This is a genomic window from Amycolatopsis sp. NPDC004169, from assembly GCF_040610315.1.
GTDB lineage: Bacteria > Actinomycetota > Actinomycetes > Mycobacteriales > Pseudonocardiaceae > Amycolatopsis.
Genome location: NZ_JBEXMD010000051.1, coordinates 26,176 through 40,427 on the forward strand (window position 1 = coordinate 26,176; position 14,252 = coordinate 40,427).

Annotated in this window: 14 protein-coding genes and 3 pseudogenes; 4 read left to right on the forward strand and 13 right to left on the reverse strand. The window is 68.7% G+C overall.

Translation table 11 applies throughout. The annotated features are described in order from the left end of the window. Window positions 1-2: 2 nt before the first annotated feature. From ABZX11_RS41735 to ABZX11_RS41755, 5 genes and pseudogenes are all read right to left on the reverse strand, one after another. On the reverse strand, window positions 3-983 hold the full coding sequence (locus tag ABZX11_RS41735; RefSeq protein WP_354923975.1) for a hypothetical protein: 981 nt from the start codon (window positions 981-983) through the stop codon (window positions 3-5). A gap of 626 nt (window positions 984-1,609) precedes the next feature. Further along, the gene (locus ABZX11_RS41740; RefSeq protein ID WP_354923977.1) at window positions 1,610-2,104 is read right to left on the reverse strand and encodes an NUDIX domain-containing protein; all 495 of its coding nucleotides are present in this window, start codon (window positions 2,102-2,104) and stop codon (window positions 1,610-1,612) included. Window positions 2,105-2,173: 69 nt separating this feature from the next. Then, entirely contained in the window at window positions 2,174-2,608 is a 435-nt protein-coding gene (locus ABZX11_RS41745; RefSeq protein WP_354924040.1) for a hypothetical protein, read from the reverse strand. A gap of 143 nt (window positions 2,609-2,751) precedes the next feature. Next, window positions 2,752-3,408: pseudogene (locus ABZX11_RS41750) on the reverse strand (methyltransferase domain-containing protein); the annotation flags it as partial. After that, window positions 3,312-3,983: a hypothetical protein gene (locus ABZX11_RS41755; RefSeq protein ID WP_354923979.1), complete on the reverse strand. Its 672-nt coding sequence runs from the start codon at window positions 3,981-3,983 to the stop codon at window positions 3,312-3,314. The pseudogene ABZX11_RS41750 and the gene ABZX11_RS41755, both read right to left, overlap by 97 nt. 27 nt (window positions 3,984-4,010) lie before the next feature. On the opposite strand from ABZX11_RS41755, the gene ABZX11_RS41760 reads away from it, so the two are divergent. Together ABZX11_RS41760 and ABZX11_RS41765 are read left to right on the forward strand one after the other, a co-directional pair. Beyond that, window positions 4,011-4,286: a hypothetical protein gene (locus ABZX11_RS41760; protein WP_354923980.1), complete on the forward strand. Its 276-nt coding sequence runs from the start codon at window positions 4,011-4,013 to the stop codon at window positions 4,284-4,286. 139 nt (window positions 4,287-4,425) lie between these two features. After that, window positions 4,426-7,353, forward strand: a complete 2,928-nt coding sequence (locus ABZX11_RS41765) for a hypothetical protein (RefSeq protein ID WP_354923982.1) — start codon at window positions 4,426-4,428, stop codon at window positions 7,351-7,353. Here the strand turns inward: ABZX11_RS41765 and ABZX11_RS41770 are convergent. From ABZX11_RS41770 to ABZX11_RS41795, 6 genes and pseudogenes are all read right to left on the reverse strand, one after another. Further along, window positions 7,350-8,330: an IS481 family transposase gene (locus ABZX11_RS41770; RefSeq protein ID WP_354923984.1), complete on the reverse strand. Its 981-nt coding sequence runs from the start codon at window positions 8,328-8,330 to the stop codon at window positions 7,350-7,352. The two genes, ABZX11_RS41765 and ABZX11_RS41770, sit on opposite strands and share 4 nt — an antisense overlap. A gap of 115 nt (window positions 8,331-8,445) precedes the next feature. Then, window positions 8,446-8,814 (reverse strand): annotated as a pseudogene (locus ABZX11_RS41775) (ATPase); the annotation flags it as partial. A gap of 204 nt (window positions 8,815-9,018) precedes the next feature. After that, window positions 9,019-9,798 (reverse strand): annotated as a pseudogene (locus ABZX11_RS41780) (pentapeptide repeat-containing protein); the annotation flags it as partial. A 466-nt stretch (window positions 9,799-10,264) separates the two neighbouring features. Then, window positions 10,265-10,402 (reverse strand): hypothetical protein, encoded by a 138-nt coding sequence (locus ABZX11_RS41785; RefSeq protein WP_354923986.1) that lies wholly within the window; start codon window positions 10,400-10,402, stop codon window positions 10,265-10,267. 197 nt (window positions 10,403-10,599) lie between these two features. After that, window positions 10,600-10,887 carry a hypothetical protein gene (locus ABZX11_RS41790; protein ID WP_354923988.1) on the reverse strand — a complete coding sequence of 96 codons (288 nt, stop codon included), beginning with the start codon at window positions 10,885-10,887 and terminating at the stop codon, window positions 10,600-10,602. A gap of 119 nt (window positions 10,888-11,006) precedes the next feature. After that, window positions 11,007-11,153, reverse strand: a complete 147-nt coding sequence (locus ABZX11_RS41795) for a hypothetical protein (RefSeq protein ID WP_354923990.1) — start codon at window positions 11,151-11,153, stop codon at window positions 11,007-11,009. A gap of 219 nt (window positions 11,154-11,372) precedes the next feature. On the opposite strand from ABZX11_RS41795, the gene ABZX11_RS41800 reads away from it, so the two are divergent. Further along, on the forward strand, window positions 11,373-12,077 hold the full coding sequence (locus tag ABZX11_RS41800; RefSeq protein ID WP_354923992.1) for a hypothetical protein: 705 nt from the start codon (window positions 11,373-11,375) through the stop codon (window positions 12,075-12,077). Continuing rightward, on the forward strand, window positions 12,067-12,753 hold the full coding sequence (locus tag ABZX11_RS41805) for a GNAT family N-acetyltransferase (RefSeq protein ID WP_354923994.1): 687 nt from the start codon (window positions 12,067-12,069) through the stop codon (window positions 12,751-12,753). Before ABZX11_RS41800 ends, ABZX11_RS41805 begins: the two co-directional genes overlap by 11 nt. A 94-nt stretch (window positions 12,754-12,847) precedes the next feature. Here ABZX11_RS41805 and ABZX11_RS41810 read toward each other — a convergent pair whose 3' ends face one another. Further along, entirely contained in the window at window positions 12,848-13,156 is a 309-nt protein-coding gene (locus ABZX11_RS41810; RefSeq protein ID WP_354923996.1) for a hypothetical protein, read from the reverse strand. Window positions 13,157-13,681: 525 nt separating this feature from the next. Next, a partial coding sequence (locus ABZX11_RS41815) for a hypothetical protein (RefSeq protein WP_354923998.1) occupies window positions 13,682-14,252 on the reverse strand: 571 nt, incomplete at its 5' end.

The following is a 14,252-nucleotide window of genomic DNA, read 5'->3' on the forward strand; positions in this document are numbered from 1 at the left end:
CGTCAGCCTTGGGGGGCGTCCTTGATCGGTCGCTTGGCGACCGCGGGGGTGATCAGTGCGGGACCGGTGTTGCCTTTGCCTTTCGGTGCTGGGAAGTCACTGCCGAAAATTTCCCGCCAGAGCTTCTTCGCGTCGTCGGTATAACCGTTGGCGGCGGCGTCGCACGCCTGGTCAGCGAGGTCAGCGGCATCCAGCAGCGAGTCGCGCAAACCGACGCGGTCAAGCTCGGGCTGAATCTCTCCGCAGACACCGGCCGGGTCAACGATCGGTCCGTTTCCCACTGCGGTCGCCGCCGCGGTGAAGAACCGGCGAAGTGCGTTAGGCCGGGTGTCAACGGGGAGGTGGTGCAGGGCGAGAACCTCCATCACCAACGACTTGACCTCGCCCTGCACCTCGGTGCGTTTGCGCCACTTCTTGACCACACGCACCAGCCGGAGGAAGTAGTCCCAGTCCGAGCTGCGCTGGGCGACCTCGCGGACCAGGTATTGAGGGTTGGCAGGGATCCACAGCGAGGTGTCGTTGTCGTTTATCTCGGGGATGAGGAGCATGCCGTTGTCGTTCAGCGCGGGCATCGCATCTACGGTGAATCCCTCGGGAGCACCGGGGAGGTCGATGAAGCACTTCACGGCGTGCGGGCGCGGATCGGCACGTCGGACCAGCTTCTCGACCGTGCCGCTGTTGCCGAGCAACCTGGTGATCTTTTCCTGCAGCACATCGAGCGAGTCGGCGGCGGTGTTGTTGCTCGGCTCGCCCCAACCGGGGTGGTCATCACGGTCGAACACGACCACGAGGTCGACGTCGTGGATCAGCGGTCCGGTGTGCGTGCTGCGACGCAAAGAGCCCGATCCCCATACCTCGATAACGTCGCCCTCGGCGCCGAGGGCGGCCTTGAACGTGTCGCGGCGGGCCCGTGCCTCCTTGACCTGGATAGGGTCGGCATCGACCGTCTGCTGATACTCGTCGAACGCCTCGTCCAGGCTCATCGGCTCTCCCTTCGTCTCGGACGTCTCGCACCGCTACGGACCTGCAGGTTCCGCTCGGGGGAGCCCTCCCCCTGAGAGCGTAAGCGTTACCACCGACAATCCCGTGCGCCCGGGGGAGGCGTGGCTCGGGCGTGTCGACACGATCCGCGTCGCGCTGGCCATCAGCACGAACCATGGCGCGGGAACGGCTCGTAGGTGTTCGTCACGGCGTCGAAGGTGCACGCGGTCAGGGGAGTCCAGCCGGACCGGGTGCGTCGGCCTCCCTGACGGGTCCGCGACCAGGGTGCGGCGCTGATCACCGCCGGCGTATGGCCCGGTTTCGACCTCGAGATCCGGGTCTCGCAACGCAGGTGGCACGGCTTCATTGACGACGGCATCGGTCATCTGGCCTGCGGCAACTCGCGCTGCAGCTACTAGGCGTCGGCGGCGCTGTCGCCGCGGCGAGCCGATCACCGAATACCGGCATCTCGGCTTCGGTCGCGCGCTGATGGCGGCTGCGGTAGCTCGTGCCCCTTCCTACGGGTGGACGGCGCCGCTGCTGGCCGGTCCGGTGGCGCAGTCGTTCCGCGCCTGGATCGCGATGTGTCGGCCTGATCAGCGGTGCGTCCACGCCGGCGCGGTCGATCTCAAGTGGTGAGGGCCAGGGGAGTGAGCGAGAAGCGGTCGTCGAGGAGTGCCTGCAGCAGGTCGGGCAGTTCGGCGGGCAGGAGCTTGTCGTGGCAGCTCGAGATCGCGGCGGCTGACCACCAGCGGCGTTCGATGAGCCCGGCGCGCTCGTTGGTGGTGTGCCGGGTGGTGGTGCGCGGTGCGGTGTGGTCGGTGCGGGCGAGGTAGACGTGGTCGATGCGGTGGTGCTCGCGGCCGCGGTAGGTGAAGCGGCTTTCGCGGGTCCAGAGCTTGCGGCCGATCTCGTCGACGACGAGTCCGGTTTCCTCGGCGATTTCTCGTCGCGCGGTGTCCTCGAGTTGTTCACCGGTGTCTTGGCCGCCGGCGGGGAGTTCCCACCAATGGTGGCCGGGGTCGTCGGGGTCGCGGGCGTGGATGAGCAGGACCTCGTCGGCGGCGTTGAGGAGCAGGACGCGGGCGCCGACCCGCAGGGGCGGTTCGCTGGTGAAGGTCATCCGGTGTACCTTGCGTTCGGGTGTGTGTTCGCTGCTGGATGCGGTTGGGCTTCGGCGTGATCGCGACCGTCAGCTGTGCATTTCCCAGTGGATGTGGCTGTCGGGCTGGTCGAGCCAGACGCGGTGCGGCCGGTCGAGGTACACGGTGAGGCCGAGTCGCTCCCAGCCTGGCTGGCCGAGCTGGGTCCAGGTGTGGGTGGCGGTTTCGACGTGGTGCCAGATTGCGGTCGGCCCGTTCTGCAGGACGTCCCGCTGTCCGTGGTCGTCGGGTTGTGTTCGGACGGTGCACCACGAGCCGTCGGGTGCGGTGAAGACGGCCCATTCGGGGCCTGCGCCGCGGTAGCCGAAGCCGATTCCCGCTGGGAGGTCGGCGTGGGCGAGGAACCACGGCACGGGGAAGGTCCATGGCAGCGGGTCGAGCTGTGTTGTGGTCGGGGTGCCGGTGTCGGGGTTGATCGGGGGCTGGTGGGTTTCGGGAGCGGTGTCGGTGTGGCGGATGGCCATGAAGCCGGCCCAGCGGGGAGGAATCGGCCTTCCAGGCGGTCGTCGTGGCGTGTGAGCAGGACGAGGTTGCCGGCGTGGATGGTGCGTTTGAGGTCGGTCAGCAGGAGGCCGCCGGGGCGCAGTTGTTCGGCCCAGGTCCAGGGGATTTCCGGGATTGAGCAGGTGGCGATGATCCGGTCGTAGGGGGCGTGCTGGGGGAGGCCGGCGGTGCCGTCGGTGACTGCGAGGGTGGGGGTGTGGCCGAGGCTGGCGAGGCGTTGGCGGGCGGCGGTGACGAGGTCGGCGCCGATGTCGACGGAGTAGACGTGTTGGTCGCCGAGGCGGTGGCAGAGCAGGGCGGCGTTGTAGCCGGTTCCGGTGCCGATCTCGAGGACGTGGTGTCCGTCGTGGATGTCGAGGGCCTCGAGCATGCGGATCATCAGGCCGGGCTTGGTCGAGGAGGAGATGGTGACCTGGTGGCCGGTCGTGGTGGTGGCGAGCGCGGTCACGAGGGGCTGGTTGCGGTAGACCTGTTCGAGCCACCGGTCATCGCCGTCGGTGGTGGTGGCCCAGGTGCCGTCGGCGCGTTGGGTGTGGAACGCCGGGACGAACACGTGCCGCGGGGTCTGCTCGAGTGCGGCCCGCCAGGCTGGGGAGTGCAGGACGCCGTCGTCGGCGAGCTGGTCGGCCAGGCCGTGGGCCAGTTCCGGCCAGCCGGCGGCCGTCATGCGGCTCCCTGGGCGAGGAGGTCGGCGAGGGTGTCGGTGATCGGGGCGTTGATCGCGTCTTCGATCCAGCCGTATTGGCCGGTGGCGTTGCATTCGAGGAACACCCACCAGCCGTCGGGCCGGAAGTCGAAGGCGCCGTAGCGCAGGCCGAACGCGATGCAGTACTCCAGCACACCGGCGACCACGTCGCACGGCGGGTCGATGCGTTCATAGCGCAAGGCGCCGTAGTCACTGCGCCAGTCGAGGTAGCCGGCGGCGCTGCCGGCGTGGATCGCGGCGGTGAAGATCCGGTCGCCGACGACGATGAGACGCGCCTCGCAGGCTTTGGGGATCCAGCGCTGGAATTGGTGCGCGCTCACCTCGACGCCGCGAAGGTCCGTGAGGTCGGAGGCGTCGAGCAGGTGGGTCAAGGTCGTCTTGCGGCCGCCGTCCTCGATGATCGCTGTCGCGCCGAACGCTTTGGTCACTGTTGCGCCTTCGGCGGCGAACCGGTGGACGGCGGCCGAGGTGTTGGTGACGAGCGTGTCGGCGACCGTCAGCCCGCACCGGGCTGCGACCGCCAGTTGAACGGGCTTGTATGCGGCGTCGGTGTTGCGGGCCTGGTGGTTGATCCACAGCACAGGCAGGTCGGTGAGGACGCCGCCGACGCCGAGTTTGCTTTCGCTCATCGCCCAGTGTCGTGCTTGCGGATGCGAATGCCGGTGCAGAACCGGCTGGCCGGCACGCGGCGCTGCCCGAGCGAACGCGCCGGCGCTGTCTCGCAGGTGTGGCGGATGCTGGACATGCTCTCCGACAGCGAACGGGAAGTCGTCGTGCTGCGGGTGGTCGTCGGGCTCACCGTCACCGACACCAGCGAGGTGATCAGGCAGAACCCGGCCTGGGTCCGATACAAGCAGTTCCGCGCCCTGGCGAATCTACGGAGCCTCTTCCGCATGGCGCTATTACTGAGCGCCGCGTGGCGCTACTACTGACACCGACCACTGGTCGGGCAAGCTGACGTCAGGGCTTGCCCGACCAACCCGGGCGACGACGTCGGCCGGCAGGGCTTCCTTTAGGCCGACCGGCTCCAGCTCAGTATCGAGCAGCTGACGAGGGACACCAACGGACCGCGTGGTCGAGCTGACGCGCTCGGCGTACCGGAGCGACCGGTACCGCATCACCTTGAAACTCCACTTCGACGCCGAATCGGGGCTGACCGCGGCTTCCGGACGCGGTCGCGATGATCGCAAAGGCACGATTCGGCAAAGACCGTTACGAGCGGACCCCGCTTTTCGACTACTCGCAGGCCAGGTGGAAACCTACGCCCGCGAGGTCGTGATGTCCGGGAACCAGAACCTCCCCTCTCCATGGCGACTGCTCGGACGCCTCACCTCCACCGCGGCCGTTCTGCTGCTCCTCGCCGGGGCCGCCGCACTCGGTCTGGATGTCGTGCAGATGATCACCCCGCGTTCCCGCACGGCGCAGTGCCCGCCAGGCGGCTCTTGGTGGATCGGGGCGGAGCCGACCTTGGCGGTGAGCTGCCGCTGGGCGACGGCCGACGAGACCGGGCTCGCGGAACCCCGGCTCGCCGCGGATATCGGCGAAACGGACGGGACGATCACGGCCCGGCTGGCGCTGAGCCTGCCCGGACGGCATCCGCTGGTCGACCAGGTGCGGCGAGGCGAGGCCGGGGCGAACCCGGACGCGTTCATCTCCGCCAAGCTGGGGTATCTCCACTTCGACGAGGGTCCCTCACTCGAGTGGACCCGCCCCACGGTCACCATGGCTGCCGGGCAAGTCCAGGCCGTCATCACCCTCACCGGCACCGAACGGCGCTTCCCAGGACAGCCCCCCGTACCGGCCGACCGGACGCTGGGCGTCTCGGGTAGCTTCTGGCCCCGAACCGTCCTGACCGTGACGGCTAAGGACCGGCAGATCGGCGGCATCCGCGGACCGGTTCTCGTGACCGAACAGAACGAACGCAAGCTGGTGGGTGACCTCGGCGCAGACGCCGGGTCCTTCGAGCTCGACCTTACAGCCGGCTCCCCGCAGCCCTACGTCTTCGCCGAACCGGCACCGAAATGGCTCCGCACGACTTCCCCTTTGGCCGGGAGCCTCACGACCGCCGCGGGCTACCTGGGGAGTGCCGCGCTTGCTGCGGTCGCCTGGCTGCTGCTCCACCTGGCGGAGTATTCCGGCCTGCTCGGAACCGTCGCCCGGCGGGAGTCCTGGAAACGGTTCGCCCGGCTGTCGGCTTTCGTCCTGGGGCTCCACGGCCTCATCGTCGGGCTGAGCCAGCTGGCGTCGGTCACCAGCGGTCTGTGGTGGTCGCTGACCTCGAAAGCACCCGGGCGCCTGGTTCCCGCCCGGTTATTCGGGTGGGATACCACGGGCTACTCGGCCGTCAACGGCGCCATCATCGTGCTGACGGCGTTGGCCCTCGGCATGGCGCCCCGGTGGTTCCGGGGACCGGCTGAAACCGGAACCAGCCCGTCGAAACCGGCGTTCGCCTCCCTGTCGTTAGTAACCCTTCTCGCCGCCGCGGCTTCGGTCTGGGCGACAGCGTTGGCCGATGAGCCTTGGTCGCCCGGGACCATGGTGGGCGTCGTCGCCGTCGAGCTGCTGGTTCTCGGCGGATTCGGGCTGGCGGCGGAAGGAATCCTGCTGCGGCTGGGTCAGGCGCCCGGCCCGTTTCGCGGCCGCTTCCTGCTCCCGGCGGCGATCAGCCTGCCGCTGGCGACGCTGGCGACCGTGCAGTACAAGACCGGCGCGCTTCCCGGCGCCAGCAGGCTGACCGTCCTGTTCGCCGCCGGGGCCGCGTTGGCCCTGGGCGCCGGGTTCCTCGTGCGACGCGCGTTCAACTGGGCACCGAAGGGCCCGTCGACCGTCGCCGTGACCGTGGTGTGCCTCGCCGTCGCGATCCCGTGGCGCTACCCGGACGGCACCACCGGCTGGAACGACCTGCTGTCCTTCGGCCTGCGGCTCGACGGCATCCTGGGGCTCGTCCTCACGGTGGCCCTGGTGACCGCGGTGCGCCAGCTGGGAATCCAGCCGGTGACCGCACTCCCTACTCTGCACGCGCACCGCTCGATCGGCATCGCCGCCACGCTGCTGGCGATCACCGGCTACTCACTGGTGAGCTCGCCTTCGCCGATCGTAGTTGCCGGGGCCGGCCTGCTGGCCTGGGCGTTGTTCCCCCTGTCACAGGTGCCGAACGCGTCCGCGGTCCTCGCCACGGATTGCAGGCGGCGCGAACGCGTCCTCGAAAAGCTGACCGCCGCGGGCACTGCTCGCCGGGCCCTATCCGGCGCGCGAAAAGACGTCCGCGACAAGGTCGCCGACGGCTCCCTCGGGTTTGAGGCCGGTCTAAGTCGGGTGACCGAGCTCGAACAGCACGCCTTCAGCACCAGGACGACCGGCCTGCTCGGCATCCCGACCGAACAACTGGTGTTCGGCTCGTTGCACAGCCGCCGTCCGTGGAAACGCGCCGGGTGGTGTGCCGGCGTCGGCGCCGCGCTGGGCGCACCGTGGACGTTGCTCGGCTTGCTGGGCGCGCGGCTGGACATCCTGCCGCAGGATCCATATCCCGTGCTCACCGTCTTGACGGCCGTCGGCCCGCTCATGCTCACGTGGGCGGGGTTCGGATTCGTGTTCGGGTACTTCTTCCCCCTGTTCCGCGGCCCCACCGGGCTGGCGAAGGCCACCTGGCTGTTCGTCGCCATCGCGGTCACGGCCGTGCTTGAGGGCGTGGTCGGGCGCGGCAGCACCGACTGGCGGCAGGTCGGCCTCGGCGTCGCGCAGGACTTTGCGGTCCTGATGACACTCGGCTTGCTCGCCGACCGCAAGGTCCTCAGGGGATTCGGCACCAGCTCCACGCGGCTGGCCGAAGTGCACAACCTCTGGTGGCTGAGCGCATGGGGCTCTTCGGTGGCCGTCGCCCTCGCCGGCGGGGTGGCGACGATCATTATCGGCGGGTTCCAGCCATTCGTTATGGATTTGATCCACCCCCCGGTGCCGTCGCCCGCCGCGACGGCGCCGCCCACCCCACCCACGCACTAGTTGTGCTGCTGCTTCTGGTCGTTGACACCCTGGGATGGGTGTTGGGTCTTCTGTAGCAGCCTCTCATACGGGGTTTGGCCGGCCAGGCTCCCGTGAGGGCGGTGGTAGTTGTAGTAGTCCTCCCATTCCTTGAGCTTGTCGTTGAAGGCGCCGAGGTCGCCGAGGACGACACCGTCGAGCAGGCGGTAGAACTCCTCGGCGTCGATGCGATGCGAACGCTCGACCTTCCCGTTGAGCCGCGGGGTGGCCGGGCGGATGTAGATATGCCCGATGCCTTGGTCGAGCAGGTGCCAGTGAAACGCCGACTGGAACTCGGCGCCGTTGTCGGTCTGGATCTTCTCGACCTGGAACGGCAGTCGGGACAGGACGTAGTCGAGGAACTGGATCGCGGTCTTCTGATCGGAGCGGGGGTAGATCCGCAGGATCCGCAGGCGGGTGCAGTCGTCGATCGCGGTGTACTGGTAGTACCGCTTCTTCCGGCCGGCGTCGGTGGTGATCGGCTCGACGAACTTGACGTCGATCTGCAGCTGGTGGCCGGGTCGCTGCTTCTCATACCGCTTCCACCGCTGCTGGTGGCGTTTGTAGCGCTGGGACGCCGGGAGCCGGCTCATGCCGAGGCGTTTGAGGATGCGGTAGATCGTGGAGTGGCCGATCTCCTGGTCGTGGTAGCGGCGCAGGTACATTTCGATCTTCAACGGGCCGAAGTGGTAGTGATGCCGCAGGTGGACGATCTTCTCGACCACTTCGGGCGGGGTGATCGTCGGGCAGTGCAGCGGCGCGCTCGAGCGGTCTTTCAGACCGTCGATGCCCTCGTCCTCGTAGCGGCGTTTCCACCGGTAGAACACGGTGCGGCTGATGCCGTAGTAGCGGCAGGTCGCCGCGACGTTGCCGCTGACTTCTTCGGCGTGACGCAGGACGGCCAGGCGCCGGTTCGCGCGCCTGACCAGGTCCTTCTCACTCCACACTCGCTCAGCCATGGGCCTCCCTTGATCAGGAGCCCAGACTGTCAACAACCTCTGTCAGTTTTAGAACTAGTCACACGGTGACGGGCTCCGGCTCCTCGACGACCTCCGCCCGTGGTGCCATCAGGACCTCGTAGAGGTCGAGCAGCTGCTGGGCCAGGCGCAGCGTGTCGCGCTCGGTCGGGCCGGACACTGCCAGCCGCCACCAGGAGCGGACGCGGGTGGCGAGCGCGGTGAAGCCCGACGTCATCTCGTCGTCGATCTCCAGCACGCGCCCGGCCTGCCGGGACAGCGACTGCGGCGGCTCGAGCTCGTGCTCGTCGGTGTAGTGCTTGACCTGCGAGCGGACCTTGTTCATCTGTCGCTGCAGCTCGCCGGCGACCTCTTCGGGGCGCCGGACGTAGATGCGCGCGGACACCTTGACCGCGGCGGGCAGGCGGTCGGCGTGCTGGATCCAGGGGTCGTCGACCTCGGGGATCTGCAGGCCCTGCATCTGCCCACCGCGGCGTCGCCGACGACGGCCGCATCGTGTGGTCGTTCGACACCGGCGACGCCAATCGCGCTGCACGGGATTGAAGGTCCGGCCTCGGCGCGTCGCCCCCTCGAAGTTGGCCTCGGTGGCGAAAGCCGTCCCCGTGAACCGAGCCTCGCCGGTGAAGGTCGTTCTCATGAACTGGGCGGTGTGACCGACGGTCACACCGCGGAACCAGACGTTGCCGTTGAAGGCCGCACCGACGAACGCGACGCTGCGGTAGAAGGTCGTGTTGTCGAACTGGGCGAGGCCGTTGAAGGTTGCTCCGCTGAACCGGACGTCGCCGGTGCAGGTCGCGTCGCCGAACTGGGCGGGGCCGTCGAAAGTCGCGCGGACGAACTGGGTCGTTCCGGTGAAGGTCACCCGACCGAACCGGGCATCGCTGAGGAAGGCCGCGTTTTCGAAATGGGCGTCACCGCCGAAGGTCGCGTGGTGGAACCGGACGTACCCGGTGCAGATCGCACCGGCGAACGCGGCGTTGCAGGTGAAGACCGCACCATCGAACCAGGTGTCGCCGGTGAAATGCACCCGATCGAAGTCGGCGTTGCCGGTGAAGGTCGCCCGTTGGAAATAGGTGTGGCCGGAGAAGATCGCCCCAGTGAACCGAGCGCCGGCGTCGAAGGTCGTTCCAGCGAACTGGGCGCCGCCGGTGAAGTTCGCGCCGTCGAACTCGGCTCCGCCGTTGAAGGTCGCGTCGCCGAAACGGGCGCCGCCGGTGAAAGTCGCGTTTCGGAAGATCCCTATGGCGACCAGGCAGCCTTCCAGGGAGAACTCGATGAGAACGGCGCCGGTGAGGTCTATCTCGGTGTTGGACCAGAAGGCAGGGTGCTGGTTGCCGGGATCCGGGCCGGGGTGAAGATGCCGCTGCAGGATGCGTTGCGCGGTCAGGCGAACTTCCCGTTCCTGCAGTTGCGGGGAGCGGGCGCCGGACGCCCAGCGGGCGGCGTTCATCGGTCTCCGCCGGCGGAGTGTAGGGGTTGCGCAGGTAGGCACAGATCACGTTGGCCACCGTCTGGCGTTGTGGCGGATTGTCCTGGGCGACACGTTCGAGCGCGTAGAGGCCGCTGTGGCGGACCGCCGCCTGCGGGGAGCCGAGCTGCTCGACGGCCTTGAGGTACAGCTCGCTCAGCCGCCGTTCGGCGGCATCGTGCTCGGTGGCTTGGGGAAGACGGTGACCTCTACGTCGAGTTCTCCACCGGCTGCATCGGCGACGACGCCGTGCCTGGCCTGCGCGACGACCTCGCGAAGCTGGCGTCAGCCATGGGAGTGCCCTGAGCATAGGCGGCGCGGCGGGAACGGGGGAGGCATCATGGTGGCCCGGTGCCACCGCGGCGGCGCACTGCGCTCTGGTTCTCGCTGGTCGCGGGTGGCCGTGGCCGTGGTGCTGGTCACCGTTTCGTGGCGCGGGCTTCCTGCGTCACGATAGGTGGTCCGACACCGCGGCGGCGAGCTCCCCGGTGCCGTCCACCGGCGGGCCGGCGATGTCGAGGGCACCGTTCTTGCGGTGCAGCTGCCCGCTGGTGTCCGTCCACCTGGCCGGGGCGGGAGCACTCACGCCCAGCCCAACCCGTCGCCGCGTCCTGCTCGCCCGACCCAAGTTGGAACGGCTGATCACCTCATTCGCCTATCAGGATGGCCTCAGGCTCGGCGCGTCATGGAGTGGCGTTACTGGCCGATGGCCAGTAACGCCACCCCCGCTTTGCCGCCGGCCCCGTGAACAGCCGAGCCACGCAACCGCCGCGATGGTGCCAGCTAAATCGACGAATCCTGGCGCACTCTGCTGGCCATAATGGCTGGGTGAGCGAGTCGCTCCCGCTGTTCCCGGTCACCCGGGTCGACCCGGTCCAGTTCGCCGGGGTGCAGCACCGGCTGTTCACCGGGACGCGGCTGCGCATTGGCCGTTCCAACGTCGCCCACCAGGTCGTCTGGGTGCTGGATCAACAGCTTCACCCTGCCCGCGCCCGCCTGCCACCAAGGCTGGTCCGCGCTCGGCGCCGGCGGCGAGATCACCCCCACCCACCAGCGGGTCAGCTGCCGCATGTGTCTGCGGCTGGCCGGCGAACCCGATGACCCAGCTCAGCACGTTGCGTCGCCTGGGTCTGGAAGAAGCCTGATCAACCGCTCGTTTCCGGCAACGGAACCGAACGGGCGGGCCGGATTCAGGCGGGGTCGGGATCGCTGGTGTGGTGTTCCAGTTCCACCAGGCTCAGGACGTGGTGGGCGGCGGTCTCCGGCGGGGCGTAGAGCCGTAGCGACGCGCGGCGGGCGAGCAGTTCGGCGATCGCGGCGCTGGCGAGGTGGGACACGCCGATGAGGTCGACGGTCGCCGTGTGGGTGACAGCTGGTACGAGGTCGAGCGCTCAGTGCTGCGGGCGCGGTCATCGCAGGGTGATCTTGACCGGCTCGGCTTGACAGATAGTGCAGGGTCTCGCAGTATCCGAACAAGTGTTCGATGAGTTCGGGTTCGCTTGCGGCTTCCCCTCGTGGGCGTCTCCGGTGCGTGTTCGTGGTGCTGGAGGTGCGTGGTGGGGGTGCCGGAGGCGGTGGCCGGGCTCGCGGCCATCCCGGGTGTCCGGACGGCTGCGCAGCTCGGCGAGCCGAGCCTGGATAAGGCAGCGTCCGCCGGTCGCTTGCCGGTGGCGCTGGCCCTGGCTGGGCTGGTGCCGGGTGGGTTGCGGCGCGGCAGCACGGTAGCCGTGCGGGGCTCGGCTGCGCTGGTCTTGGCGCTGCTGGCCGAGGCGACGCGGGAAGGATCGTGGGCGGCGATCATCGGGATGCCGGCTGTCGGGGTGGTGGCGGCCGCCGAGCTGGGCGTGGACTTGGACCGGCTCGCGCTCGTGCCGGATCCCGGGGTTGAGCTGGTTGCGGTCGTGTCGGCGTTGATCGACGGGTTCGACCTGGTCGTGCTCGGCCCGGCCGCTGCCCGCGGTATCCAGCCACAACTCGCGCGTCGGCTGGCCGGCCGCGTGCGGAACCGGGGCGCGGTCCTGATCTCTGCCGGCTCCTGGCCGGGTGCCGATCTTGAACTGGAAGTCGCGAAACGCCGGTGGCGCGGCCTCTCGGACGACGGTTTCGGCCACCTGGATGCCCGTGATGTCGTGGCGACCAGCCGAGGCCGCGGGGCCGCGGCTCGCCCACGCCACCTGGCGCTGCAGCTCCCGGGCCCTGATGGCGCCGTCGCCGCCGTCGGGGCAACCGCCGGCGGTCGGCTGTCGGAGGTTGCTGGATGAGCCGCACGAACCCATGGTGGCGCCCGCACTGGCCGGGACCATCGTGAGCCGGCCCGTGATCGACGGCCAGGTTGGTGGTGCCGTCCGGTCGGGGGCGCGGGGTGAGTTCGGCGGGCTGATCCCGGTCCGGCCGGCGATCGGCACGCTCATGGTCTGCTTGCGTGGTCATCGGCTCGATCTCTACGGCCGGCTCAAGCCTTTCAGTCACCGCTACCGGCTGCACAGCACGCTGTGCGAGGTCTGCCGCGCCCACGAAGCCTGCGAACCAGGGGCCCGGCGCCTCGCGGAGTGGGCGCACCTTGACGTCACCGTCCAGCACGCCGCCGATGCGGCTCCGGGTGACGGGCTCGTCCTCGTCGCGCATCCGCCGCCCGCCGGGACGATGGCCGGCCAGATCGAGTTGCGCCTCGATGGCACCGAGGTCGGCAGAGTCACCGTGACCACCTGCCCGCCGTGCCAGACAACCACCCTCGACTACGTCCACGTCGGGGCCGAGTACCGGCGCCTCGGCTTCGGCCGAACACTCGTCGCAGCGGCGGTGGCCCGGGCTCCGTCCTACCGGTGGGCCGCTCCGCTGCCGGATGGGCCGGTGGCGCAGTCCTTCCGCGCCCGGATCGCCATGCACCGGACCGCGCAACCCTCCATCCATGCTGGGGAAACGACCGGCCACCGCTGACCTTGTCGCTCGCGGCTTAGCCCGACGTTCGCCGTCCGTGTCGCGTCCAAGGGGTGGCTCCTGCTCGCTGGACGGGCGCGGCGCCGCCGGCCCGTCACCACAGGCGGATCACCCATTGCTCAGCGCGGACATCGAGGTCGAAATCCTCGTCGCGGCGTGTTTCTCGTGAAATGACATAAGCTTCGACCTTGTAACGCCTGATCTCCGGCAAATCGAGGGAGCGATCGCTGGGGCCGGGTGAAATTGAAGTCAACTGCAGTGGGTTCTGAGTAGGTGTTATCTCGGATGTGAAGGTGTCGAGGTATTCCCGAGTCAAGGAAGGGGGCTCCTCGTCCCAGACTTCGACCCTGATGCCTACTTCGACGGCGCCGGGGGAGAGAGTGAAAAGAATACCTTCGGGCACGACTGCCCCGAGCTGGGCGTCACCCCGAAACGGACCCGGCCCTACCGACCCCAAAAAAAACGGCAAAATCGAACGCTTCCACCGCACCCTGGCCGGGCATCACGACACTGGCACCCCGATACCCCGACGTCGCCGCCCTTACCGCGATGATCGCCACGCCCGCCTGGAGATCGCCGCGGACCATCGCCGTCAAGATCTAGACGACTCACGCCCCGACCTCACCGACTTCCTTGGAGGACTCGGCCGACGCATCCGGCACCCAGAGCTCGGCCGCTTCGCTGCCCGCCCTTGCGCGATCGGCCAATGGGCACTTACTCTTCGCAACTTCCACCCGGCCGCGATCGCCTTGAGCTAGCAGGACTGATCGACATCAACCTTCACCTCTGCCGAAAGTCACTGAAAACGGCCAGGTAGCTTGGCGCAGATGTCGGTCAGGTGTGGCAGAAGACCTGTACCGGACCTGCTCAGCGGGCTGGATCAGCCCAGAATCCATGTAGCTCGACACACGCTTCAGTTGTTAATCTGCTAATCGCCGTCTGCGGTCCTGCGGGACCGTATGCGACGCAGGGCGGCGACCGCACCTGCCGTTCCAGCCGCCACTTCGCGTTCCAGCTCCTCGACCTGCCCCTCCGCGACCAGCAAGCTAACCAACTGGTGGCGGGCGAACCGGTAGCCTTTGTCGGCGCTGACGCGTAGCACCTGGATGGCGTCCTTGACTTGTCCCTGTTCGGCGAGGAGCTTGGCCAAGCGGCGGGAGGTGGGTCCGTCGCCGTTGGCAGCGCGGGCGCGTAGCACCTGGATGGCGTCCTTAACTTGTCCCTGTTCGGCCAGCAGCTCAGCCACCCGGCAGGCGGCGTACCGGGAGCCGTTGTCGGCGCGAGAGCGCAGCACCTGGACGGCTTCTTCGAACTGTCCTTGCTTGGCCAGCAGTTCAGCTAGCCGGTTGGCGGCGAACCGGTCGCCGTTGTCGGCGCGGACGCGCAACTGCTCGACCTGACCGTGCTTGGCCAGCAGTTCAGCTAGCCGGTCGGCGGCGAACCGGTCGCCGTTGTCGGCGCGGACGCGCAACTGCTCGACCTGACCGTGCTTGGCCAGC

Excerpts from the sequence above, each read along its gene's own strand:
- ABZX11_RS41790 (WP_354923988.1), bottom strand. The coding sequence starts at position 10,887 with ATGCGGCAGCTGACCCGCTGGTGGGTGGGGGTGATCTCGCCGCCGGCG.
- ABZX11_RS41770 (WP_354923984.1), bottom strand. The coding sequence starts at position 8,330 with ATGGCTGAGCGAGTGTGGAGTGAGAAGGACCTGGTCAGGCGCGCGAAC.
- ABZX11_RS41740 (WP_354923977.1), bottom strand. The coding sequence starts at position 2,104 with ATGACCTTCACCAGCGAACCGCCCCTGCGGGTCGGCGCCCGCGTCCTG.
- ABZX11_RS41735 (WP_354923975.1), bottom strand. The coding sequence starts at position 983 with ATGAGCCTGGACGAGGCGTTCGACGAGTATCAGCAGACGGTCGATGCC.
- ABZX11_RS41760 (WP_354923980.1), top strand. The coding sequence starts at position 4,011 with ATGCCGGTGCAGAACCGGCTGGCCGGCACGCGGCGCTGCCCGAGCGAA.
- ABZX11_RS41755 (WP_354923979.1), bottom strand. The coding sequence starts at position 3,983 with ATGAGCGAAAGCAAACTCGGCGTCGGCGGCGTCCTCACCGACCTGCCT.
- ABZX11_RS41745 (WP_354924040.1), bottom strand. The coding sequence starts at position 2,608 with ATGGCCATCCGCCACACCGACACCGCTCCCGAAACCCACCAGCCCCCG.